Annotated in this window: 16 protein-coding genes; 9 read left to right on the forward strand and 7 right to left on the reverse strand. The window is 49.9% G+C overall.

The features are described 5' to 3' along the window. Positions 1 to 3: 3 nt before the first annotated feature. The 6 genes from BMW94_RS04785 (at position 4) to BMW94_RS04810 (ending at position 10554) form a co-directional block, all read left to right on the forward strand. Complete coding sequence (locus tag BMW94_RS04785) at positions 4 to 2523, forward strand: transcription initiation factor TFIID (protein ID WP_175480579.1); 2520 nt, start codon at positions 4 to 6, stop codon at positions 2521 to 2523. A gap of 231 nt (positions 2524 to 2754) precedes the next feature. Then, complete coding sequence (locus BMW94_RS04790) at positions 2755 to 4038, forward strand: vWA domain-containing protein (protein WP_090995052.1); 1284 nt, start codon at positions 2755 to 2757, stop codon at positions 4036 to 4038. Positions 4039 to 4058: 20 nt separating this feature from the next. Further along, positions 4059 to 4706, forward strand: a complete 648-nt coding sequence (locus BMW94_RS04795; RefSeq protein WP_063566907.1) for a hypothetical protein — start codon at positions 4059 to 4061, stop codon at positions 4704 to 4706. A 90-nt stretch (positions 4707 to 4796) separates the two neighbouring features. Continuing rightward, a complete protein-coding gene (locus BMW94_RS04800) occupies positions 4797 to 6056 on the forward strand; it encodes a TRAFAC clade GTPase domain-containing protein (protein WP_024632789.1) in 1260 nt (419 codons plus the stop codon). Beyond that, positions 6053 to 9235 (forward strand): GAP1-N2 domain-containing protein, encoded by a 3183-nt coding sequence (locus BMW94_RS04805; protein ID WP_090995055.1) that lies wholly within the window; start codon positions 6053 to 6055, stop codon positions 9233 to 9235. Before BMW94_RS04800 ends, BMW94_RS04805 begins: the two co-directional genes overlap by 4 nt. Before the next feature lie 431 nt (positions 9236 to 9666). Further along, complete coding sequence (locus BMW94_RS04810) at positions 9667 to 10554, forward strand: ABC transporter ATP-binding protein (RefSeq protein WP_090995058.1); 888 nt, start codon at positions 9667 to 9669, stop codon at positions 10552 to 10554. A gap of 104 nt (positions 10555 to 10658) precedes the next feature. On the opposite strand, the gene BMW94_RS30105 is transcribed toward BMW94_RS04810, so the two are convergent. After that, positions 10659 to 10895: a hypothetical protein gene (locus BMW94_RS30105; RefSeq protein ID WP_139209298.1), complete on the reverse strand. Its 237-nt coding sequence runs from the start codon at positions 10893 to 10895 to the stop codon at positions 10659 to 10661. Between BMW94_RS30105 and BMW94_RS04815 the strand changes: the two genes are divergently transcribed. Then, a complete protein-coding gene (locus BMW94_RS04815; RefSeq protein ID WP_090995061.1) occupies positions 10894 to 11373 on the forward strand; it encodes a glutathione peroxidase in 480 nt (159 codons plus the stop codon). The genes BMW94_RS30105 and BMW94_RS04815 overlap by 2 nt on opposite strands. A 166-nt stretch (positions 11374 to 11539) precedes the next feature. Here the strand turns inward: BMW94_RS04815 and BMW94_RS04820 are convergent, their stop codons facing one another. The 6 genes from BMW94_RS04820 to BMW94_RS04845 form a co-directional block, all read right to left on the reverse strand. Then, entirely contained in the window at positions 11540 to 14455 is a 2916-nt protein-coding gene (locus tag BMW94_RS04820; RefSeq protein ID WP_090995064.1) for an alpha-L-rhamnosidase, read from the reverse strand. Positions 14456 to 14505: 50 nt separating this feature from the next. Beyond that, the gene (locus BMW94_RS04825) at positions 14506 to 15333 is read right to left on the reverse strand and encodes a carbohydrate ABC transporter permease (RefSeq protein WP_090995213.1); all 828 of its coding nucleotides are present in this window, start codon (positions 15331 to 15333) and stop codon (positions 14506 to 14508) included. Between the two features lie 2 nt (positions 15334 to 15335). Continuing rightward, positions 15336 to 16202 (reverse strand): carbohydrate ABC transporter permease, encoded by an 867-nt coding sequence (locus BMW94_RS04830; RefSeq protein WP_090995067.1) that lies wholly within the window; start codon positions 16200 to 16202, stop codon positions 15336 to 15338. A gap of 55 nt (positions 16203 to 16257) precedes the next feature. After that, positions 16258 to 17634: an ABC transporter substrate-binding protein gene (locus BMW94_RS04835; protein WP_254790113.1), complete on the reverse strand. Its 1377-nt coding sequence runs from the start codon at positions 17632 to 17634 to the stop codon at positions 16258 to 16260. Positions 17635 to 17758: 124 nt separating this feature from the next. Beyond that, positions 17759 to 19489 (reverse strand): cache domain-containing sensor histidine kinase, encoded by a 1731-nt coding sequence (locus BMW94_RS04840; protein WP_254790114.1) that lies wholly within the window; start codon positions 19487 to 19489, stop codon positions 17759 to 17761. Then, positions 19486 to 21018: a response regulator gene (locus BMW94_RS04845; RefSeq protein WP_175480580.1), complete on the reverse strand. Its 1533-nt coding sequence runs from the start codon at positions 21016 to 21018 to the stop codon at positions 19486 to 19488. The genes BMW94_RS04840 and BMW94_RS04845 overlap by 4 nt, the downstream gene beginning before the upstream one ends. A 475-nt stretch (positions 21019 to 21493) precedes the next feature. On the opposite strand from BMW94_RS04845, the gene BMW94_RS04850 reads away from it, so the two are divergent. Both BMW94_RS04850 and BMW94_RS04855 read left to right on the forward strand, forming a co-directional pair. Beyond that, positions 21494 to 22855, forward strand: a complete 1362-nt coding sequence (locus BMW94_RS04850; protein ID WP_090995072.1) for an FAD-dependent oxidoreductase — start codon at positions 21494 to 21496, stop codon at positions 22853 to 22855. A gap of 212 nt (positions 22856 to 23067) precedes the next feature. Further along, a complete protein-coding gene (locus tag BMW94_RS04855) occupies positions 23068 to 23922 on the forward strand; it encodes a formate/nitrite transporter family protein (RefSeq protein WP_072733667.1) in 855 nt (284 codons plus the stop codon). Positions 23923 to 24347 lie beyond the last annotated feature (425 nt).

Consider the following 24347-nt stretch of genomic DNA (forward strand, 5'->3'; position numbering starts at 1 on the left):
GGGATGGAATTCAGCTCGAATAATGCTCTGAAGCGCAATCTGGAGAGGTATGCAGCACAGTATGCAACAGAGCAGGAGCGTCAAGGCAGCCTGGGTGATGGTCGCAGCAGCATCCATTACCCCGCGTTGTTCCTGTTCGTGGGTGACCAGGTTGCTCCGGCAGTGTCTGCTGTCCAGGAAATCAACCGGCTGAAATGGGATAACGGAGAAGGCGTAGTCTATGTACAGATTGGCACGGAAAATCAGGAGCATGACCAACATCGTGACCATGACCCCGCGCAAACGAAGCATGACCTTTACAGCGATGGTGCTCATTCAGGATATGCACGTGTTAACGGCTTGAGTGATGCAAGGAATGGCAGCACTTCGGATGATGGTCAGGTGACCCGTCACGTGCTTCCCTTGTCCACCATACAGACGGATCGACCTTCCAAAACGCTTCGCAAGGATGTGCATCGTAGCTTCCACGATTCAGATCAGGCACTCTTTGGTCTGAATCGTACCTTGCGGCGGGTGAGTAATCGTATTGCCGAATACGGACGCCTATATTCATCTTTCGATCGAATCTACGTGACCGTTGTGACCAGGGCAGATGATCCATTGAATGTATTGTTGCCGGAGCTTACCAAGCTGACCGAAACAATATTGTCTCAATCCTTCAAGTCGGTACAGACCGATTTGCATGTGCTGGTCAGCGAGATGGAGCAGGTCGATTCCTTTGGATATGCAAGCGCAGCGGGACTCGCTTTTCTGCGGGAACTGGATTATATGCAGGGGCTGGACTATACGTTCAGTGGCAATCTGCTGGTTACGGAGGACGGTATCTCCATTCCGGTTGTACATCCCGCTTCTCCGTTATTCGATCTCGTATATATTTTGTCAGACAAAAACGAGCGTGGAACCGGCGTACCTGGCGGGTGGATCGAAAATGCCGAGATCATCTGCCGAATCTGTCTGCTCAAGAACCGGAAGCAGGATGGAGATAGCTCTGGTTCAGTGACAAGCACAGGGGCCAATACGTATAACAATACGTCGTTCAAAAATAACATTCGTACGACCTCGGATCAGCATGGTTATGCCAGTGCAGGTTTTGCCGAGATTAGACGGCCGAACAAACCCATTGCACTCGCGGTGTTGTATCACCTGTATCGTTATTTGCTTGAACGGATGCGGCAGGAACCCGAGTGGAGCATCAAGGACAAGCTCGCCTTCTTCGGACTGGATGGGGCTTCGGTAGAGCGCAAAGTGGAAGGGATTCTTCCCGATGAGGATCTGGTGAGCGGCATGAGCGGCATAATGACGCATAACGTCAGCTTCACCGATCTGAAGCCGCTCTCGCTGCGTGAAGCGGAGAGAGCATTGTTCGGACATGGGGCAGAGGCGTACTTCCGTGATAATGTGGTCCGTCTTGCGGAGGAACGAGTACGTCAGCGCAGCACAGAAGGCTCCCTTCGTCGTAAGGCTGAGCAATCGCGCACGGAGCATCCTGAGGTTGGCTATTTTCAGTGGGCCGCCTGGAGTGATAATGGGTTCGGCAGTGTGCGTGAGGCTTTGCTTGGGCTGATTCGTGATAAATCGGTGCAGCTTGAATCCGCACGTGCCTTGCTGGAGCAGCGTCAGCAGGAGAGAGTAGAGGATCAGTCGTTCAAACGGGCGTTGTTCCGTGACAAACAGAACGTGCGCAACCTGATCGATTGTTTGCTGGAGCGTGTGTATGTGCCCAAAGTTGAATTGCTGCGTCTGGAGAATGAATTGCAGCTGCTTCGTGTCTATGACACAGAGATGGAACAACTGCATACGTTCAGCCGGAGTGTAACGGAGACACTGGCAACGCTGGAACGTGTTTTGCGTGAGACAGCGGTGGAGAGCATAGCGGCTGCAGATGAATATATCGGTCAGAACGTCATGGAGTATTACGGCAAAGTGACGGAAGCGCTGATTGCAGATTTGGAGGCAAAGCGTGGACGGGATGTCTGGTTTGAGGACCGCCATATGGGGGATATGAACCGGCTTGCCACAGAAGGAAACGAGCGACTCTTGCAACGTCTGATGGAGGTATGTCATGTGATGCTGCTTACAGCAGAACCGCTCCGGGTACCTTTCGAAGAAGAATTGCTGTTGCGGGCGAATGTTACCATTACCTATGGGGACAAAAATGTACTGACCCGTGATGATCTGTTCCGCCGATTGTATCGCACACTGGAGGAGCAGGCGGTCGTTCGGGTAAGAGTATTCGACTATACGCAGGAACATCGTTATGAAGAAAAATATTTCTTTGGTGATCACCATAGTGCCTTCATGGACTATGCGGCGTATGCCGAAGAAACGTCACGGATCTATAAGCTGGGTGTGGTATACGAGGAACGAAGCAGTGGTGTGGAGAAGCTGAATCTGATGGGGGGCTTCCATCTGGAAGACCTGATGGTGTATCGCAATGGCCGGGTGTATTACGATTCGTATACGGAGAATGGTTATGAGCTCCATCCCTCCGATCTGGCCGAGAAGCTGTCACCCATGCGTTAAAACATAAGGCATGTCTGTATCTTAGTTGGACGGAAGGGAGGTACAGATGGAAGACGGAACCAGGGGCCTAAAGTCGGGCAAAGTGCATCTTATTGGCTCGCTGTGTCCGGGAGTGGCTTGACGTCGTCGATCTGTTTTCCGTTCATGAACATGAAATTTCTTGTTTTTCTTCATCCGGTTTCGTATTAATTCAGCCGTTCATCGGCTGGTTTGGAAAGGATGCATGCAAACATGCAGCGAAAAATCAATCTTCTCCTGGTCCTGTTCAGCCTGATTGGCGGAGCTGTGGGCTTTGCGGCTGGAGAAATCATGCTGCGTCAGTGGCTCGGGGAAATGCCCCGTCTATTGCTGATGGGATTATACTTTGGCGTGTTGGCGCTTAGCGTGGGATTATTCTGTTTACTCGCAGAGATGATCTCGCCCAAGCTGAACGGGGCTTCCTGGAAGCTGCGATATCTGGGACTATCCTGGAAACTGCTTGTTCCGGCAACGCTGGCGCTGTTGTTTGTCGTCGGACTTGCCCTGCAATTGCTGTATCAGATTAACCCAGGCGGTGTGAAGCAAGTCAAGGATATCGTGCTGATGATCGATAACTCGGGCAGTATGAGTGAGACAGACCCAGATAACGGTCGCTTTGAAGCGGCCAAAACACTGATCAGCCAAATGGAAAGCGATAAACAGGTGGCGGTGATTACCTTTGATGATCAACCCGAGCTGCTTCAGCCGTTCACCCCGTTGGACAGCGAAGCTGCCAAAAATGAGGTGTACAGCAAAATTGATGGCATCGTGACGACCTCGGGCGGAACTAATTTCGATGCAGTGCTGCGGGAAGCGATGGAGCAGATTAAGGGCAAACAGGACCCGAAACGCGGAACGGTAGCGATTCTGCTATCCGATGGATTCAGTGATGCAGACACATCTGGCATTTTGTCTGAGTATGCAAATGAACAGATTGCCGTCAATACGGTGGGACTGAGTCTGGTGGACCCTTCCGGAACCGACTTGCTGCGTCATATCGCCCAGCAGACGGGCGGTATGTACTATGATGTACCAGATTCCGGTGGACTTAATCTGGCATTCCAGCAAATTTACGATACGATTGATGAACGAACGCTGGTGACCGAACGTACAGGCATGATGGAGCATAGTACGTATCTGGCTATCTTTAGAGTGGCTGCCTTACTGTTGATTGGTGTCGCACTGGGCGTGTCGCTCGGTCTTGTATTCGATAACCGTCATCTTGCACTCAGTTTCGGAATTGGGGGTGCCGTGTCTGGTTTATTGGCAGGACTACTGCTCGAATGGGGTCTGGACGGATCAACGGTTGGTGATGCATTTGTAAGATTCGGAGCGATGCTCATCTTATCTGGCGTGTTAACCCTGTTCAGCTGGATCATTCCGATCAAGGAGAATACACCACGCAAGACGCGTGGGCGCCGTGATGCTGGTGGAGGAACCCATTCGGTGGAAGGATTCGGTCAGCGGGCAAGAGATTCGCGCAGCAAAGGATTTTGACGTCTGGAGGTAGGCGATAGATGCGTTTTACGGATGCAGACCCTTCAGCGCCCCTGATTCGCAGACTGACACTTGCAGTGGACGAGAGCCAGTGTACACTTCGCTGGCTCTGGCCAGAGAGCGTGGAAGCTGTATATGTTGAACGGCTGGAGCTCGATATGATGGGTGATGATCGTACCGAGGAGCAGGCTGCACAGGGCAAGCTGAAGTTATACACAAAAGAAGAATATAAGGCGAGCAATGGATATATGGATCGAATCACGGGTTTTGGTGCCATCCGTTATACAGTGTATGTGTGTCAGATGCAGGAGGACGGGCCAGTTCTGGTGCGTCAGCGTGATGGAGACAACACGGTCGTTGCCAGTGCAGGCAAGGCCGATATTCGCTTTTCGATCCGATACAAGAGCGGTTTTTTTCAGAAACGAAAAAGTGTACTGATGACCGTTACAACGGAAGCACCTGTTCCGAAGGAGGCGCTCTGTTATGTCCGCAAACAAGGTGGGGTTCCGTTGAATAAGGAAGATGGCACGGTGTACCCTTTTGTGAGTGATTTTGCTCCCGGGAGAAATGAGATGCCACCCGTCGAGGTCGCCAAGGACGATTACGTGAGGCTATTCTTCACGGATGGACCAAAGTATGGAGCCGCCTATAGACTAATATCAGACTAGATAGTTAGGCGAGTTTTTACACAGAAACTCTGTCATCGTAGTGCAAGTGTAAATCAACGTTGTCTAACGGATCAGGGGAGGGGAGTGGCTATGAGCTTTTTTAGTCGGTTTTTGAAGAGACAGCAGCCGGAAGAGCGGCCGTTGTTTTACGATATCGTATGTCCATATTGCTTCAGCAAGTTTTCACCGGAGGAGGTTGTGTTCCGGGCTGCGCATCATCGCGATGACGATGAGGACTACGCACTTGGGGAAGATGCGAAGCTGAATCGATATCGCGAACGGTTTGGACTGGATACGGTGTTTGATATGGAGGCTGTGCTGGCTCCGCATGATGTACCTGAGGAACATCGCATCTATTCGGATAACATTGTGATGGGACTGAACGATCGTTACGGTGTGGTTACACGGCGTCGGCTGTGTCCACAGTGCCATAACGAGCTGCCTGTCACAGCAGGCAAAGCACCAAGCAATATCATTTCCATTATCGGGGCATCCCAGGTGGGTAAATCCGTCTACATGACTTCATTGATTCATACATTGCAGCATTACACAGCCGATCATTTTGATGCGGCCTGCATGCCGCTGAATGCGGAGATTAGCCGCCGGTTCCGTGCCGATTATGAAGAACCATTATTCGAGCGGGGCGATTTGCTGGATTCAACGCAGAAGGAGAAGCTGCAGGAGCCGTTCATTTTCCAATTTGTGTTCAAGGATGAAGATAAAGCGCCGCTAACACTGGTGTTCTTTGACGTCGCTGGTGAAGGTATGGTGGAGCAGGACTATCTGGGACTTCACGGGCAGCATATCAAGAACTCGGCAGGCATTCTGTTTATGGTGGACCCGCTTCAGATTCGTTCCATCCGGGACAAAATCCGCATCAACCTTGGCAACGAGCCAGGCGAGTGGACGCCAAGATACGATGAACCGCGTGATGTGGTGTTAACGATGTTCGGTGACTTTATCGCGTACCAAGACAAAGCCAAGACGAATATTCCGACAGCCGTTGTACTCACCAAAAGCGACATGCTGCATTCCCTCAAGGATGAAGAGGGCGATTACATCAAATCCAACAGTAATGTATTCCGCAACATGGTGCACCGCGACTGGTTTGACCTGACCGAATTCGAGAATATCGACGGGGAGATCCGGCGTTTTATCGAGAAGGTGGACCGTCCGTTCAAAGGCACGATGGATGTGTACTTTAAGGATACGGCTTACTTTGCGGTGTCTGCGCTGGGAAGCAATCCTGTGGATATGAAGCTGCAAGGTGTGGTCAGTCCAATCCGTGTCGATGAGCCATTCCTCTGGCTGCTGTACAAGCTGAAGTATATTGAGGGGAGAGTGGGATGATGCGTTCTTCCATGACCCCGCCAATTGAACAACAGCTGTACACTCGAGAGCGGCGCGGGGTGTTTCGCACAACGGAGGGGTTCGATACGGTTGCCGCATCGCCAGGACTGGACCCTTCTTTTATCAAAAAAGTGCTTCATCCCTACTGCGTCTATGACGCTCCAGCGGAGCTGACGGGCCGGAGTGAGAAGGATGAGACGAAGTTTCCCCCGTCCATTCATCTGCTGCATCTGGAGAGCGGGGAGACGATACTTGGGCAAAATGTGTACCAGTCCGTTGATTTCACCGGGCTGCGCAGCGCTTTTTTCGCCCATAACTATGTCTTGTCTCCTGAACGCTCGGAAGAGCAGATGAAGCAAGGTGGCTGGCTGGATGCTGTGTTCGCCACGTCCTATGACATCGAACAAGGTACAGTGCTGCCTGCGCTTACTGAATTGCCACGAGCAGCTGGTGTTGGACAAAGCTCTCCAAGTCAGATCTTTGCCGCTCTGAAAATGGACGAGGTGGTATTCAAACGCCTGCTCTACGCCGTCATGCAAGCTGTAGCTACACGTCGGAAGATATACATTGCGCTAGATGTGCCCGCTGAGGAAGTTACAGCCGGAGCCAAGGGACTGCTGCGTTTGTTATATACGGCGCTGCCTTACGCGTTCCGGCGGCAGCTCGGCTTTATGACGTTTGCAAAGGAGCCGCAGGCAAAGAAAGGCATCCACCTTCAGTTTGTGGAGCGGGGTACGCTACGTCCAAAAGATCGGAATACGGAGAAGGATTTTACCTTTGATCTGGTATCGGGCAGAGTTACCCATGCAGATGCATCTGTGGCGAAGCTTCCTTATGCGGAATTTGCCTGGACCCTACTGCACGAACCTGCGGCTGCCGATTCATTTTATGCTTTTGCGGATGAGATGCTGTCCGGAATGGAACCTGGACGGGAGCTCTCCATTGAAGCATACGGGGAACTTTCTATGTTCTATCGTCTGGAGCAGGGGATGGAAGAGTTGTATCTGGATAACAAAAGCGATGTCCTGAGTGGGTTGCTCACCTACTTGAAACCGGAAGGCGGAGCACAGCAACGCTCTCGTTTGAACGAGTTGTTCCTGACGTTGCTCAGTCGTGAGCTGGACAGCGTCAAACGGGAGAATGTACCTGAAGAATCGGTTGCAGCACGCATCGGGGAGTATTTCCGGGTCGCTGCGCCAGTCGTACAGTCCCGAATCGTGGATTATTTCATCTATGGTGTTAATAACGCCCGTTCGCAGAAACGTATGCGTGCCGTGCAGGAGCTGTATGGCTTGCTGGATCGGGACAGCCTGTTAAGCCGTGCTTTCTTCGACAAAGTGCTGGCGAACGAATCACTGACCAAGCTGCTGTTCGAGCCCTATCTGGATAATCAGCTGAAACGCACGGAATCAGCCGCCGATGTTGTGGAAGTGATCCAGAGATGGATTACATCTCACCCGTCTGCCATCCACAACAGTTTCTTGCTGGAACGGACAGGAACGGAGCTGCGTGAACGTTTGTGTTCTGCGCCCAACCCTGTTCAGTCTGCCAATGAGGCACTTAAGCGGGTTAGTATATTGGATCGTGTACCAGTCGCAGGCGGCTTAGACACAGGTATTACCGCCCGGATTGGACAGTCTGGAGCTTCAGTTCGTGCTAATCGGAAAGGTGGACCTGGGTCCGCTGTCCAACCACCAGCGTATCAGGAGGATTTAACCCGGCTTGCAGATAAGCTGGCTTACGTTATTAACTTGTTTATGATCCAGGATCTCGATCTGGAGCGGGTTAACCGTGAACAGCTGTTAAGCATTGATATTTTGTTGCACGGAAACGAGGTTCGGGACTGGGCTGCTCGCCAGGGCTCAGATGTATCTGCGCGTACAAACATGATGCTGGCAGCGAGAGCATGGCTTAGCGGTGAGGGGCGTGACGAAGAGGAGTTGGAATCCCTCTCTTTGGCCGAACGTAATGAGCTCCAGCGCTGGACGCGTCGCTGGCTTGCCGGAGAGCTTCGTGATCGCCCAGATACGACTGCATTTGAAGCACTGCCGCTGGCTTTCTATCGCGGTGGCAGCGGTAGCAACAGACTCGATTATCCAGGCCTGATTGAATTTATCTATAGTAGTTCAGGACGTACAGAAGTGTTGTATCAATTTATGGAGTGGTCAGGGAATCAACGCTTGTTTATTCGCGGCTCTAACGCACATAAGGGATACTCGGATGCAATCGTGGCCTATTTCAAGGCCCATGATCGCGTAGCTTTTAAGTCAAAGTCAGCTTTCAAACCCTATTATGCCAGAGCAAGTAAGACGATGAAGCCGGCTTACGATCGCGCCAAAACAGAGTTGTCTTCCCCGCTGGTACGCATGCTGACGGGTAAAAGGAAGAACCTTTTTCTAGGATCGGTCATTGTCATTCTGATTCTTGGTATTGCTGGAGGCACGTATGCTTTGATGAGCGATAAGGCGAAGACACCTGAGGCATCACCTCCACCGACACAGGAGCCCGTTGTTCCAGCTGAACCGGAGGTGGAGCTCGCTGAACAGATCGCCTACCTCGTTCCTGCATCCGAAGCGGACGACGGCACACAGACGCCTGCCCAGTTGGTGATTCGTTACAGAGACGAAACGGACAGCAACGCTTTGCAAACGGACACTCTCATATGGAACTTGAAAGATGGTACGACACAGAAGCTCAATGCTGAGGGTGAATGGGAGAGTTTCAACCGAAATGAGGAGCCGGATGGCGAAGGTACAGCTGGTGACAGCTCAGAGGGTACGTCTGAAGGAAGCTCAGCAGGTTCTTCTACCGATAAGGCGGACGATACTCAGCCGAGCGGAGAAGCCGAGCAAGGGGCAGATTCAGCCTCAACGGAGGGCAATACTTCAGATCCAGCAGCAGGGAGCACAACGACGGATGCAGGTACTGGCACAGCCTCTGACACTGCGGATGAAGGCACAGGACAGGGAGATGTAGATGGCACGCCATCAGATTCAGATTCATCTCAGTCTACGGGAGCAGATTCATCTTCAGTGGAAAACCTGACGGTTGCCGAAGCAGATCGTCTGTATCCTTATGGGCACCAAGTCGAACTTCCGGCCGATTTTGATCTAAAGGACATCGTAAGTGTTCAGAGTGGAACGACCGTGATTAACCTAGTCCCGGAACCGAAGCTTTGAGCGATATTACGTGAATATGCTATTCATGTGAATACAGCTACCTCGAAGAATTTCGTAGGGGCTGTATTTTTTTGTTCAAGTGATGGAAGTGAGTTTTACAAAATGAATCAATATAGGTCTATTTTTCACAATTCGGACACATTATTAAGATGCTGGGCAAGTTCGGTCAACGCAAAGCGATGAAATGCACGTACACGATGAGAAAAGCTCTCACATAAAGTGCGGACAATCTGACCGATTTCTAGTAAAATATCTCAAAAATAGCTCTTAACCGTCAAGGAATTAAGTATTTAGTGTTGACAAATGATAATGATTATCAGTATCTTTAGAGTATAAGATCTTGTTGCGCCGGAAATACGCTGAACTACAATTTCGTTTTCGTTGTCATAGCCGGAATACATAACCGGGATAAATGAGAGAGGGATGATCGCATGTTTCGTCTGGAGACGTCCAAGTTGGATATCGCTTATGAGGAAAGACTGATTGTTGAAGATCTGAATATTCAAATTCCCCAAGGAAAAATTACAGCACTTGTTGGAGCCAATGGTTCAGGGAAGTCTACCATCCTGAAAACGATGGCACGGATCATGAATCCAAAAGCAGGTAGTGTATTGCTCGACGGGAAGTCCATCCATAAGCAGTCCACGCGTGAAGTAGCCAAGCAGCTTGCGATTTTGCCACAAAATCCAACAGCGCCCGAAGGACTTACCGTAACCGAACTGGTGTCCTACGGACGGTTCCCTTATCAAAAAGGTTTTGGATCGATGCGTGCTGAAGACAAACGCATGATTGAATGGGCAATTGAAGTGACAGGCATGACGGAGTTCCATGATCGTCCAATCGATCAATTGTCCGGTGGACAGCGTCAACGTGCCTGGATTGCCATGGCTCTTGCACAGGAGACAGACATTCTGTTCCTGGACGAGCCGACGACGTTCCTGGATATGGCTCACCAGCTTGAAGTACTGCAATTGCTGGAGCAGCTGAATGCGACAGCAAACCGTACGATCGTTATGGTTGTGCATGACTTGAACCATGCTTCCCGTTATGCGCATCACATGATTGGTATTAAAAAAGGTAAAGCCATCGCTACAGGTTCACCTGTAGAGGTTATGAACTCCGATGTGCTTCGCGAAGTATTTAACATTGAAGCTGATATTGTGATTGATCCGCGTTCCGGTGTACCGCTCTGCTTGCCTTACGCCCTTGCGGGTGAACGTCAGCAATCAGCACCTCCAGAACAAGTGGTCATGAACAGTGCAATGGTTCATGCTGGAGGACGGACAGAGCAACGCGTTCGTCATGCAACAGGAAGTTAATGAAACGGGCCATAGGTGGTCCTAAACGATAGAATGAAGCCGCTGTGCATGATGCACGCGGCTTATTCGCATTCCAGGAGGTCTACAGGAATGGGAGCAATCAACTACACCTGGTTACGGGAATGTGGATGAGTAACAACCGGTACGATTGGCGAAAGGTCTGCCCATGTTGATGGAGGAATTGTTGTTCTGCGAATAAACTTGAGCAGGGTGTAATCAAAGATTTGGTAATTGATCGCCTCAGGTCTATAATATAGAGACAGGCTGTGTGCCGTATGGTCATTCGGTACAGTACATATAGCAGCCCAACCTACATCATACTCATGGGAGGAATCAGTCATGTCCGTATATTCGTATCAGGCGGTAACGACCGCAAATCAGGAAGTTCCACTCGATCTGTATCAAGGCAAAGTGTTGGTGATCGCCAATACAGCCAGCAAGTGTGGACTGACTCCACAATACGGTGAATTGCAGAAGCTCTATGATCGCTATCGTGATCAAGGCTTGGTTGTACTGGGATTCCCTTGTAACCAGTTCGGAGGTCAGGAGCCGGGTACCAGCGAGGAAGCAGAATCCTTCTGCCAAATCAACTATGGCGTTAATTTCCCGGTGTTTGCCAAGGTCGACGTAAATGGTGAAGATGCGCATCCATTGTTCAAGTATCTGCGTGAGCAGCAACCTGGTGTTGGCGAAGACGACAGCATCCAATGGAATTTCACCAAGTTCCTCGTGAATCGTGAAGGTGAAGTTGTAGGGCGTGTTGAACCAAAAGAATCCCCTGAAGCCATGACTGCAGAGATTGAAAAGCTTCTGGGATAATCGGTAACATCCATAGAAACAGACAAGCCTGCCTCCTATTTTGGAGGACAGGCTTTTTTGATGAACATCATGCCTAGATGGGTGGATTAATAGATAACATCCATTTCATTTCAAGAGAATTGACTTGAGTCATATTTATATGAAAGCCATGTTGTACCAAGCTTCATCACATCTCAACGTTTTCTTTGGATGAGGGATTTGCAGATAGTTCCTCCAGAATGGCATCCAGTATGTCCGGTGACATCTGGAACATGCCATTTTCCCTAATCTCACGGAAGGAGGGAGTGCGTACGATGTTATGGGTAGCTCCGGTCAATAATTGAGGCGCATGTCGTTCTACGACTTCTCTCGCATGAGGGTCCATAAGCAGCTCATTTAATCTTGTTTTTTCAGTGTAGCTTTCCGCAAACAGGTCGCCGTACTCGTAAATAAAAGTGTAGCTTCCCGAGCCTGCAATCAGCTCTACGCCGGAGGAGGTCTCTTTAGCGGAAGTGATGCCCTCCCTGCCTGCGACAGCTTTTCCGCCCTCTTGCAAGGAGTCGAGCTTTGCGCCGTGGAGAATGATTCGGCCAGTTGTATTAACAGGCAGGCTGACGCTCACTTCCATTTCCTTGCCCCGGACGTGCCAGCCTGACTCCAGCTTACCGTAAGGGGTCTGATGCCAGGCGCTGGCATGAGTGAGCAGATTCGCGCCGAATAATGGTTCAATCCGTACCTCCCTGAAGCCGGGGGCAACCATGTCCAGACCGGCAATGTTGCGGATCATCCATTCGCCAACAGCTCCATAGGAATAGTGGTTAAAGGAATTCATGTCATCGCTCCAGAAGGAGCCGTCTTCCTTGATGCTGTCCCAATGCTCCCAGATCGTGGTCGCGCCTTTGGAGACGGAGTACAGCCATCCAGGATAGCTGTCCTGCATGAGCAATCGGACCGCCGTGCTATGGTAACCGTTGCCTGAGAGTGCAAAGCACAGATATGGCGTTCCAACAAACCCGGTCGTCAGATGGTAGTCATTTTGAATAATCAGATCGTTGAGGTCTGCGGCCACGCGCTGCTGTAATAACGGCTCTGCCAGATCAAACATCAGAGTGAGCACATGAGCTGTCTGTGTAGGAACGCCGACCCGACCTGTCGGCGTCATATACTCATCCCGATAGGACTGAACAATATTCTCAAGCAACTCCCCGTATTGCCGTGCATCTTCTTCATTACCAAGTATACTTGCCGTATCCCGTACCAGCCGCGTCGAATGGGCATAGAAAGCGGTGGCAATCAGATCTTCCGGTGTCGCCCCTTTATAGCTGTTCTCCTTCGCGTCCAGCCCCAGCCAGTCTCCGAAGTGGAATCCGGTATTCCACAGAAATTCGTTATCACCTTGGACACGGATATAGTCGACCCAGCGTTTCATGCTGTCATATTGTTCTGCAAGAAGCCTAAGGTCACCGTAAAATTGATAGATGGTCCATGGACAGATGACGGCTGCATCTCCCCAGGCTGCCGAACTGGCTCCGCCGATAATGTCCGGCACGACAAATGGAATACCGCCATCCAAATGCTGCTCGGCCTTTACATCTCGCAGCCATTTGGTAAAGAACGGTCCGCCGTGATAATTGAACAGGGCGGTGCCGATGAATACCTGGGCATCACCAGTCCAGCCCAATCGTTCATCCCGCTGTGGACAATCGGTAGGCACATCAACGAAATTTCCTCTTTGCCCCCAGCGTATGTTGCTTTGAAGCTGATTAATCCGCTCATCCGAGCATGCAAAGTCACCTGTTGAGGCCATATCCGAATGAATGACCTCTCCCTGAAATGCGTCCAAGGGCAGTCCCTGCTCCGAACCAGGGAATCCCTCAACCTTGACGTAACGGAATCCCTGGAAGGTAAAGTAGGGGGCATATGCTTCCGTACCTTCACCCTTGGTAATATAAGTCACCGTCTGTCTCGCCGGACGCAGGTTGCCAAAATAAATATTGCCATCCCGATCAAGTACTTCGGCATGTCGAAGTTCAATTTGCGTCCCAGCAGGGGCCTTAACCTGTAACCGAATCCGCCCAACCATGTTCTGTCCCATGTCGAGCACATGATCACCCGCAGGTGTTAACAGGTATTGAATCGGCTTCACGACCTCTGTGACTCGGGTGGGTACATTCTCTTGGGCAACCAGATGATCATAGGATAAATCCAGTTGCTCAGCCTCGACCCATTGCGTATCGTCAAAGGCCGGGTTCATCCAGCCACTTTGCTCCAGCCTAGCGTCATACGTTTCTCCATGGTAGATGTTGCTGTACAGGATCGGCGCCAAGCAGCATCGCCAGTCGGCGTCGGATATTACAACGGATTCCGTGCCATCCTCATGGCGGATATGCAGTTGAATCAGTACGGCGCGATTCTCCCCATACATATAGTTTCTTCCCTCAAATCCAAGCCCGCCACGGTACCAGCCATCTCCCAGCATGACCCCTATTGCGTTGGCATCCTGATGCAGCAGATAAGTCACGTCATAGGTCTGGTACTGTTGTCGATGATGGTAGCTGGTCCAGCCCGGTGTCAGCAGATCTGCGGATACTTTCGAACCGTTGATGTACAGTTCGTATAAGCCAGCAGCGGTAGAATAGACCCGGGCAGACACGACAGGGGAGGATGAACGCAGGCCAAATTCACGCCTCAGCAGAAAGGCAGGGTGTGCATCAGCCTCAATCCGGGATGTATCGGGCGTGATCCACTTCGCTTGCCAGGCATTCGAGCTGTATAAAGCTGTTTCCAGTTGACCAGGCGCACTCCAATCTGACTCAATTCCATTGTTATCCCAGACTTGGACTCTGAACTGGTAGGCGGTTCGCGGCTGAAGCTCTGGACCAGCATATTCGATATGAACGGAATTCGATGAGATCACTTGACCTGTATCCCACAAGGGAGCTTCGAAGTCATGCCCTGCTGTCAGCTGGATTCTGTAAGCTGATTGTATAACTCCTCGCCGAGCTGACTGTGTGATCCAACTGAAACGTGGGCGACGGACATCTGTACCCAGGCAATGCTCCCTGTATTCACAGGTTAAGGTTTCAATAAGAAGATCAGACATACATAATTCCTCCCAGGACCCGTATCATTCGGGTATTTGTATATTGAAGGTCAGCCCTTGACGGAGCCTGCCGTCATGCCTGATACAATCTGTCTATTGAAGAACAGAAACAGGACAAGCGGCGGCAGAGTAATAAGCAGAATATTCGTGAACAACAGGTTGTACTGCGTCACATACTGGCTCTGGAAGTTGTACATGGTCAGCTGGACGGTCGCATTTTTGGAGCCAGGCAAAAAATAGAGTGGATTCGTAAAATCATTGAAAATGGTAACGGAGGACAGGACGATTACCGTGGCTGTTACCGGCTGAAGCAGGGGCAGAATGATGCTGAAGAACAGCCGTATGCCGCTGCATCCATCGATCACAGCCGCCTCATCCAATTCCCGCGGTATCGCCGACATAAAGCCCCGGTACAGAATGATTGCAAATGGCAAACCCAGTGCAACCTCCACGAGAATCAGTCCCAGCAGTGTTTTGAACAGCCCCAGTCCATCCAGTACCCAGATTGTCGGTACGATGGCCGGAGGGATAATGAGTCCTGCGAGCACAAGAAAATTGAACAGCGGTGTAAGACGGTCACGTCTTCGCTGAATAACGTATGCAGCCATGGCACACAAAACAATAATGAAGGCGATGGAAGCAACAGTTAGTACAGTGCTGTTAAAGAAGGCACGAATCAGCATGAAGTCGCGGGCCGAGACTACGGTTCGTATGTTATCCCACAACTGGAACACGGTGGGCGGCGACAGATTGAGCAGTGATGATTCCTTCACGTCCTTGGCAGCGTTGGTGATGATGAAATAGAACGGTATCCAGAAAGCAACGATAGTGAACAGCACTCCCGCTGCTTCCAGTATCCAGTTGCGAGCGCGATGCAGCTTCACAGTTCGGCCTCCTTTCGATTCATATAGGAATACAGTGGCAAGGCGAGCAGTGTGACCAGGATGAAGAGAATCACATTGCCTGCCGTGGCAAGACCGTAAAAGCCTCCCTGGTATTGTTTATAGATAATGGAAGCAATGAGGTCGGTGGTGAAGCCAGGGCCTCCCTTGGTCATCGTCCAGATCAGGTCGAAGGAACGCAATCCGCCGATAAAGGACAGGATAATGACCGAATGTGTAGCTGGGCGGCAAAGTGGTACAATAATGTTCCAGAATTTGTGCCAGCCGTTGCCTCCATCCATCTGCAGAGCTTCATAGTATTCTTCCGGGATACTGAGAATGCCTGCAATATAGATAACGGTAGCGAAGCCGAGGCCTTTCCACACATCTACAAAAGCTACCGAGAGCAGGGCGAGTCTAATGTCTCCCAGCCAATCCGGTCCCTCTATACCGAGCAAGGCGAGGCCCGAGTTAATGATCCCTTCTGTCGGATGCATCATAGCGCTAAAGGCAATGCCAACAGCTATCGTACTGATCAGGGTCGGGAAAAATATGACGGAGCGCAGATAGCTTTTGGAGCGGATTTTGGACGTCAGTACCACACCTAGCAGCAGACCGATGACCACTTTAAGAGCACAGGTCACCACGGCGTAAATCAATGTATTTTTGAATCCGATGCTGAGGGATTGCTCTTGAAAGAAGGTAACGAAGTTCTCAAGCCCGATGAATTTCCATTCGGTCAGATTCCATCGTGTCAGACTGAAGAAGAAGGACAAGGCCGTCGGCAAAATGAAGATCACCAGATAGACGAGTGCCGCCGGCAGCAAAAACCAATAAGAATACGTCTGTTTGACGGTTTTATTCACATCGTTCTCTCCTCTGGGTTAACTGGATTTCTTATGAAATGAACGTAGATCGATTCTACCATCCATCCAATCCAAGCTGCTTAGCCTGTTTCTCAACATCCTTGTCATAGGCGGCAGCGCCTTCTGCAGCCGTTTTGATGCCTGAGCCAACCTCGACGGTAATCTGCTCCAGGCTTGGGCCTTTGACGGGTGAGAGGTATTCCAACGCAGGTGCCGTCTGGTTCGAATCGAAATACGGCAGCATTTCCTTAACAACGGTAGGCACACTATCGGGAATCGAGGCCCCCTGAATAAGGAAGGGTCCGGTAGGGGAGGATGCCGCAGCTACAGTCTCTGTTCCTTCGACCGATGCAATAAAGGCCAGAAACTTTTTGGCTTCCTCGATGTGCTCACTTTCTTTGTAGATGTATGCTCCGCCTGGAAGCCAGATCGTCAGGCCGTTAGCTGATGCATCGTCCCCTGGCTGGGCGAAGAAACCGATATCCTCTATTTGATCGGGGAAGTTTTGAGCCACGGCTGGAATAGCGGAGGATAGCATTGGATATTGTGCTCCCTTGCCCTCGGCCAGCATTTTTAATCCGGAATCGTAAGTCGTTGCTAGGAAATCCTTGTTCATGAAGTTCTGGTCATGCAGTTCCTGAAGCTTCTCGAAGCTGCGCAGTGTGGCAGGTGTGCCTGCAATTGTCGCCTGATGGGATGTAAACTGATTAGCGAAATCCGGTACCTGGGTCTGAATGTTGTAATAATCGGCTAAAACGACCAGTTGAGAGGTCCAGGAATCCTTATAGGTTCCGATGACGGGGGTAATGCCCGCGGCTTTGATCTTACTGCTGTTCTCCATTAGCTCGTTCCATGTCTTGGGTACCGTCAGGTTGAGCTGGCTGTAGATTTTTTTATTGTAGAACCAGCCTCCGGCGGTAGTGGAGCCCGAGGGTACACCATAGATGCGTTCTTTATAGGTTACCGCTGGTTTAAAGGCATCCATAATGTTGTCCATAAGTGGTTCATCCGTCAGGTCGAGCAGATTTTTCTCAGGGGACAGCGCCTGCATCAGAGAGCCGGAGTTATAGAAAAACACATCAGCCATATCTCCGGTGGCGAGCCGGGTCTTCACGGTGTTGTCTCCCTCTGAACCGTTAGGACGGGTCTCCAGCTCGATTTTGATATCCGAATTCAGTTTTTGAAAAGCGCTGATGTAAGCATTGGTCTGGTTTACAGCATCCTGTGAATTGTCCACAAGCAGGGTGAGGGTAACTTGCTCCTGTGAATTGCTCGAGCTTCCGCTGGAGGAGCTGGAACTACTCTCCGTTGTACCGGAGCAGGCGGACAGCACAGCTGCCAGCATGGCCATGGCGCAGATTAGTATAGCGGGCTTCGAACGCTGCCTGCTTCTCGGTAGGGCAAATGTGGAGTCCGTTTTTCTCTTAAACATATTCTCATCCCCTTGTTGAGATTTTCGATAGCTACCAAAAGGTAGGCGCTGCCGATGCTTATATGTTAAGGGAGCGATCATTTATATGTAAGCGCTCTATTATTTGGGTGAATGTCAGTTTTTTTTAGGTGGCGGGAAAGCGGAGGATGACCCGGGTGCCATGTCCTAATTCACTTTCCACCTGAAATGTACTGTTTGCACCATAGGTTAGATCCAGTCTCTCCTGCACATTGCGCAATCCGAAGCCTTGTTGGGTGCTGGATATATCCTTCATGCCGACACCGTTATCCTCCACTGTAAACAGCATATATCCCTCATCCAGAATTCCGGTCAAACGCAAGGTGCCTTCCCCCACTTTGGGCTCCAGACCGTGATAAATTGCATTTTCCACCAGAGGTTGCAGCATAAGCTTCATCATGCACATTCCCTTGATTGCGTCGTCCACCTCTTCAATGTAAGTGAACCGTTCACCAAAGCGGATGCGCTGAATATTCAAATAATGCTCAATATGCTTGAGCTCCTTGTACACCGGGATACGTTCCTGTCCTTTGTTCAGGCTGAGCTTGAAGCTTTCGGACAGGGATACGGCCATTTGGGCAATAGCCGTGTCTTGCTTCAGCGTGGCCATCCAGTAGATCGAATCGAGGGTATTGTACAAAAAGTGAGGCTTGATCTGTGATTGAAGAGCTCGAAGCTCTGCCTCACGCTCTTTAAGTTTGGATTGCAGCAGGCGTTCGTTCAGTTCGTCCCTTTCCATGGCCACTCGCCTGAAGGTTTCGGCAATGACGCCCACTTCGTCCGGGGCAAATCGTTCAGGGAATTTGCTATGGCCGAGCGTCCAGTCCACCATCATTTTCTTCAACCTCAGTAACGGCCGTGTAATGGTGCCTGAGATGGTGTAGGAGGAGACAAGCGCTATAATGCCGATGAAGGTGGCGATAAGTGTTGTTGCCCAGCCAATTGAACGGGATTGTTTCAACAATTCGCTGGATTCGACCATGTGAATGAACGTCCAGCCCGTCACGCTATTGCGATATGTGTTTACCAGGTATCCTTCATGCTCCAGACTTTGGATGACACTTGGCATGGTGCCTGAATCCGATTCCCATCCGGTGTTTGTGCCGTATACCGACTGAGTCTTCGTTTGTGCAGTGTCCAGAGCCAAGTAAGAGCCATAGTGGCTGGTGCTGAAAATTTTGTTGAAGATCCCGTCCGAAATGTTGATAATAAGCAGTCCAATCGTCCTTCCCTCCGGGTCGTCTGCGTCCCGGAATAGCTTGACAGTAGAGAAGGAGTCATCAGAGGTGCCAAACACATCCGAATGATAATATACAATTTTTCCTTTGGCTGTAACGGCACGCGAATACCAATCCGAAGCGGTAATGGCGCTATCTTTGTCTGGAATTTCGTAGATGCCTGCCTCATCCGATCGCCCCTCGCAATACGTGCGAAAATTAAGATCAAGCAGGCAGACGGATGAAATATATTTGCTGTCAATGGTGCTGCTGCTCAGAACGCTTTTGAGACGCTGGAGTGTTACGCCGTCCGCGGTTTGCTTGCCTCCTTGTGCATTGCTGCCGCGAAGAGCATCCTTAATGCCATCATTCATGACAATGGACATATGCAGATTATTAATTGTTTTGAACAGCAGATCGGCTACTTCGCCTGACATCTGCAGCTGCTCCCGGTTTGTCTGTGTGCTAATCTCAACCAGGGTGTGTTTGGCAACATTGTAGGAGATGAAGCCGAGCAGAAACAGGGAGGGCAGGGAGAGCATAATCATGGCGATCAGAAAACGGGTACGGACGCGTCTAATGCGTGGCATAAATAACGTATTCAGCCATTGCTTCATCATTTCTCACGCTCCTGATGAGATCTGTCTTCTTCACAACTGCTTCTGTACTCCCCAGGGGTTATACCCGTTATTTTCTTGAAGGTGTCGGTGAAATGTCTATAATTGGGGTACCCGACCCTTGTACCTGTTTCATGGACACGTAATCCTTGAGACAGCATGGACTTCGCAAGATCAATCCGCATATGGGTCAAATACTTAATATAGGATGTTCCCGTCTGTTCTTTGAAGAGAAGGCTGAAATAAGTCGGATTTAATTCGGCATATTGTGCAACCTCCTGTAATGAGATATCAGAGGAATAATGCTCTTTCATATAAGATAGCGCTTTCAAAATAGCAGGGTGCCTGGATGTTACATTCGGTTCAGTGACAGCCTGAAAAACGAGGTCCAATTGCTCGCGAAGCCAATCGAACATGGCATCTCGTGTATGCAAGCCATGAATCTGTTCAAGTGCAGGAGAGAGGGCAATGGGGTCACCCCCTTGTTTACGGGCTGTATCCAGCGCTATGTAGATAAGTCGCAGCGATTCTTTTTCGATCGGTTCAGGTCCAATCTGCGAAGTCTTGCTCCAGGCCTGGAACTGATCCAAGGCCATCATCAGTGCTCGGCGGTCACGGGTTCGCAGACACAGCTCGAGGTCGTTTCTATGCTGCGTCATAACATCCACGACAGACTGTTCTATCTGGACCATATCCGAATATGCGACGCAGGGCTGCCCGGTGAATCGAGCATGTCGTAACGCCTTGCGGGCCTCCTGGTAACTTTGCTGTGCCTGATGGAGCGAATACGCATTGCCTATCCCGATAACGAGAGGGCTGCAATCCGACAAAGGTGACAGCGTGGAATGAATTTCATTGATGGTTACAGATACATATCCTTCGACAGCAGGCATGACAGGGAACATAGCCAGAACATAATCCCCTCCAGTTCCTGTACGTATGTATTGATAACCGGGACAATCAGGCTCAGGAGGGGAGATCGGGGAACTCAGAGCGACTGCGCGAATTTCTGTAATCTGGTCGGCCTCCGGGCCGAACAGTTCCTTCCACTTTGGGATAGCCTCACTTCCGAGAACCATGAGATCCATCGTTGCCTTTTCCAACAGCTCCTGTTTTCCGGTTGACCACTGGTTTTGAAGTGTAACAAGAGTCTGATGACGCTTAAGCCGATCAACCGTTTTTACCAGTGCCTGTTCAACATGTTCAATCGTAATGGGTTTCTCCAGATAATCGATAACGCCCAAATGGATGGCACGCCTTACATAATCAAATTCATTAAAGCCGCTGAAGACAATACAGGCAATATCGGGATGAATAGCTGTAAGCTTCTCGATCAATTCAAGTCCATTCAATCCAGGCATGCGAATATCGGTAAGAATAATGTCAGGCTGAAGCTCCTGGACTATTCGGAGCGCAGATAGTCCGTCCCCAGCGGTCCCAACCAACTCGATTCCATACCTTGTCCAGTCGATCATTCCTTGCAGACCCTGAATAACGATGGATTCATCATCACATACAACGGCTCTCAGCATGGTGTAATCCTTCCTTTCGGGAGAAGACTCATTGAAATGCACATTAGCGTTACCGTCTTCCGTGGTACTAGTATAACAGCGTTTGGCAGCGGTGGAAGCTGCTCGAATACACTTTTTTATTCCTGTCTGCAAGAGCGTGAAAAAGGCATAATCCCCGACAAATGCGGGCATACTTTGCTTCATGCGATGAATGATGAGTAGGGCAGAAGGCGTTACAAATAGATCAAGATTTAAATTTATTTGAGAAAAGACTTGAAATGTGAAAAAGTTCACATTATAATGAGTGCATGAAGTGAAATTAATCACAAAGATGACAAGTTGGTAGTGAATATTTTCACATTTATTCTCTAAGTTGATTAGTGAATTTGTTCACAACTGTTAAAGCAAGTGCCGCAGCCTATTTTCAGTAATTCAGCAACTAATAATAAATGGATGAGAATTTCTTATATTTTATACTCCAAGGGGGAACCTTATCATGAAAATCGCAGTTATCGGATGTACACATGCAGGAACCGCAGCTATCGTTAACACCGCCAAATTGTACCCGGATGCTACCATTACAGTGTATGAGCGCAATGACAACATCTCCTTCTTATCATGTGGCATTGCGCTTTATGTTGGTGGCGTGGTGAAAGATCCAGATGGACTGTTCTATTCTTCGCCAAACCAACTGGCCGAGCTCGGTGTCGTTACCAAAATGCTTCATGAAGTGACGTCAGTAGATGCTGCGGGTCACAAACTTCAGGCTAAAAACTTGAAAACAGGGGAAGAATTCGAAGATACCTTTGACAAGCTGATCGTGACCACGGGTTCCTGGCCTGTCGTACCGAAGCTGGAAGGCATCGAGATGGACAACATTTTATTATGCAAAAACTACAACCATTCCAACACGATTATTGAGAAAGCCAAACATGCCAAACGTATTACCGTGGTAGGAGCAGGGTATATCGGCATCGAGCTGGTGGAGGCTTTCCAAATGAACGGCAAGGAAGTTACACTGATCGATAGTGTGGACCGGATTTTGAACAAATATCTAGACCCCGAGTTCACGGATGCCATTGAAGAAACGTTGACTGGACACGGCATCAAGCTGGCGCTGGGCCAAACTGTTCAGAAGTTTACCGGAGAAAATGGCAAAGTGAACAAGGTCATTACCTCCAAAGGAGAGTTCGATACAGACCTCGTTATTCTGTGCATTGGTTTCCGTCCAAATACCGAGCTGCTCAAAGGCCAAGTGGATATGCTGCCGAACGGCGCAATCATCGTGGATAAATATATGCAAACCAGCCAAAAAGACGTCTTCGCTGCCGGAGACAGCTGTGCAATTCATTACAACCCAACTGGCAAGGCAGCGTACATTCCACTGGCAACTAATGCGGTGCGGATGGGTACGCTCGTAGCACGGAACCTGGTTCGTCCTACGACACGGTACATGGGTACACAAGGCACATCAGGTATTAAAATTTATGAACAAAATATTGCAGGCACAGGCTTGACGGAAGCATCTGCTGCGGATGAGGGTCTGGTGGTTGAAGCTGTAACGCTTGAAGATGCTTACCGTCCAGAGTTCATGCCAACGGCAGAGAAGCTGCTGCTCAAAGTAATCTATGAACAGGCTACACGCCGCATTGTTGGTGCGCAGGTGATGTCACAGGCTGATCTGACACAGTCGATCAATACGATCTCTGTCTGCATCCAGAACAACATGACGGTAGATGAGCTGGCCTTCGTCGACTTCTTCTTCCAGCCACATTACAACAAACCGTGGAACTTCCTGAATTCGGCTGGTCTTCAGGCGCTGCCACCAGTAGAAGTAAAAACACCAGCAATGGTATAACCATAAATATGGGAGAACTGCCGCATTCATTCTGCGGTAGTTCTTTTTTGTTTTTTTTGGATATCAAGCAAGACACAACGGAAATATTAAAATGTAGTTTTCAGACTTTGTGATAAAAGTAACAAACCTCTTGAAACCTTCGCGATACAATGAACATATCAACAAAACAGGTTGAATTATGATGTTCATGAACTGTGAAGGAGAGGATCGTTATGGCAGCAAAAACACCTCTTGAGGTTGCACAATATACGGCGCATACGGGGATGAAGAAAGCCCAGAATCCAGTGTCCTCCGTATTGATACTCAGTTTTCTGGCGGGCGCTTTTATTGCGCTTGGATTTCTGCTGGATATTCGGGTCATTGCCTCTGCTCCGGCCGAGTGGGGCAGCTTGGTTAATCTGATTGGTGCAGCAGTGTTCCCGGTAGGTTTAATATTGGTGCTGATTGGCGGCGGGGAACTGCTGACAGGTAATATGATGGCCGTTCCACTCGCGACGATTGCACGCAAACTGTCCGCAGGCAACATGCTGAAGAATCTCACCTTAGTCACGATAGGTAATTTCCTTGGGGCGATCTTTGTGGCCTACGCGTTTGGGCATGTGCTCGGACTGACGGCAGAGGGGGCTTATTTGACGAAAGTGGTGGATATGGCTGGACACAAGCTGGATGATAGCTTCCTTCAGGCTTTTATATCCGGGATCGGGTGTAACTGGCTGGTAGCTCTCGCAGTATGGCTGTCCTACGCATCGGATACGATGAGTGGAAAAGTATTGGGCATTTGGTTCCCAACGATGGCCTTTGTGGCTATTGGATTTCAGCACGTTGTCGCTAACATGTTCCTGATTCCAGCGGCGATCTTCGAAGGGCATTATTCGTGGGGACAATACGTCATGAATTTCATTCCGGTATGGCTTGGCAACCTGACGGGAGGGGCGCTGTTTGTTGCAGCTGCTTACTGGATGGTGTACCTGCGCAAGCATGAGCCGGAAGTGAAGCCTGAGGTGGCCATGGCGGCGGCCCAGCCTGTGGAAACGGAAGCCAGACCGATGTGGAGCAAGCAGGCGTAGCGGAATTTTGCCGAGTAATTGAGTAGCGTTGTAAACGTGGTACAAGTGCGAAAACGAATGAAAAGACGAGTGCAAAGTAAACAGGAGAGGCGATTCTGATCTCGTTCAAGTCATGGCTGTCTGCTGTGATGGACGGGAGAGGAATCGCTTTTTTTAATGTAAAAATATCCACGCAAAATAAATTCGCCATGACAAGGTTCGGGGGAACGAAACCTGTTCATGGCGAATTTCGGGAGTGGTCCATGATATGGCATGAGGAGGAAGTGGGGAAACACTAGCCTAATGCCTTATTTTTAATTTACCCCTGAATTTCGAGATTGAATCAAAGGGAAAAAAGATTTTTTTGAAAAAAATGTGGAGCGGTTGTGGCGGTAAAAAAAAGACTGTTCTCTTTACGCGATTACCAGGAAGAAGATATGATATGA

The sequence above is a fragment of the Paenibacillus sp. OK003 genome (genome assembly GCF_900109515.1).
Taxonomy (GTDB): Bacteria; Bacillota; Bacilli; order Paenibacillales; family Paenibacillaceae; genus Paenibacillus; species Paenibacillus marchantiae.

What these genes read in the sequence shown, in the direction of transcription:
- BMW94_RS04810 (WP_090995058.1), top strand. Translation starts at nt 9,667, where the DNA reads ATGTTTCGTCTGGAGACGTCCAAGTTGGATATCGCTTATGAGGAAAGA.
- BMW94_RS04850 (WP_090995072.1), top strand. Translation starts at nt 21,494, where the DNA reads ATGAAAATCGCAGTTATCGGATGTACACATGCAGGAACCGCAGCTATC.
- BMW94_RS04805 (WP_090995055.1), top strand. Translation starts at nt 6,053, where the DNA reads ATGATGCGTTCTTCCATGACCCCGCCAATTGAACAACAGCTGTACACT.
- BMW94_RS04820 (WP_090995064.1), bottom strand. Translation starts at nt 14,455, where the DNA reads ATGTCTGATCTTCTTATTGAAACCTTAACCTGTGAATACAGGGAGCAT.
- BMW94_RS04795 (WP_063566907.1), top strand. Translation starts at nt 4,059, where the DNA reads ATGCGTTTTACGGATGCAGACCCTTCAGCGCCCCTGATTCGCAGACTG.
- BMW94_RS04835 (WP_254790113.1), bottom strand. Translation starts at nt 17,634, where the DNA reads ATGTTTAAGAGAAAAACGGACTCCACATTTGCCCTACCGAGAAGCAGG.
- BMW94_RS04815 (WP_090995061.1), top strand. Translation starts at nt 10,894, where the DNA reads ATGTCCGTATATTCGTATCAGGCGGTAACGACCGCAAATCAGGAAGTT.
- BMW94_RS04800 (WP_024632789.1), top strand. Translation starts at nt 4,797, where the DNA reads ATGAGCTTTTTTAGTCGGTTTTTGAAGAGACAGCAGCCGGAAGAGCGG.
- BMW94_RS30105 (WP_139209298.1), bottom strand. Translation starts at nt 10,895, where the DNA reads ATGACTGATTCCTCCCATGAGTATGATGTAGGTTGGGCTGCTATATGT.
- BMW94_RS04840 (WP_254790114.1), bottom strand. Translation starts at nt 19,489, where the DNA reads ATGATGAAGCAATGGCTGAATACGTTATTTATGCCACGCATTAGACGC.
- BMW94_RS04785 (WP_175480579.1), top strand. Translation starts at nt 4, where the DNA reads ATGGAATTCAGCTCGAATAATGCTCTGAAGCGCAATCTGGAGAGGTAT.
- BMW94_RS04845 (WP_175480580.1), bottom strand. Translation starts at nt 21,018, where the DNA reads ATGCTGAGAGCCGTTGTATGTGATGATGAATCCATCGTTATTCAGGGT.
- BMW94_RS04790 (WP_090995052.1), top strand. Translation starts at nt 2,755, where the DNA reads ATGCAGCGAAAAATCAATCTTCTCCTGGTCCTGTTCAGCCTGATTGGC.
- BMW94_RS04855 (WP_072733667.1), top strand. Translation starts at nt 23,068, where the DNA reads ATGGCAGCAAAAACACCTCTTGAGGTTGCACAATATACGGCGCATACG.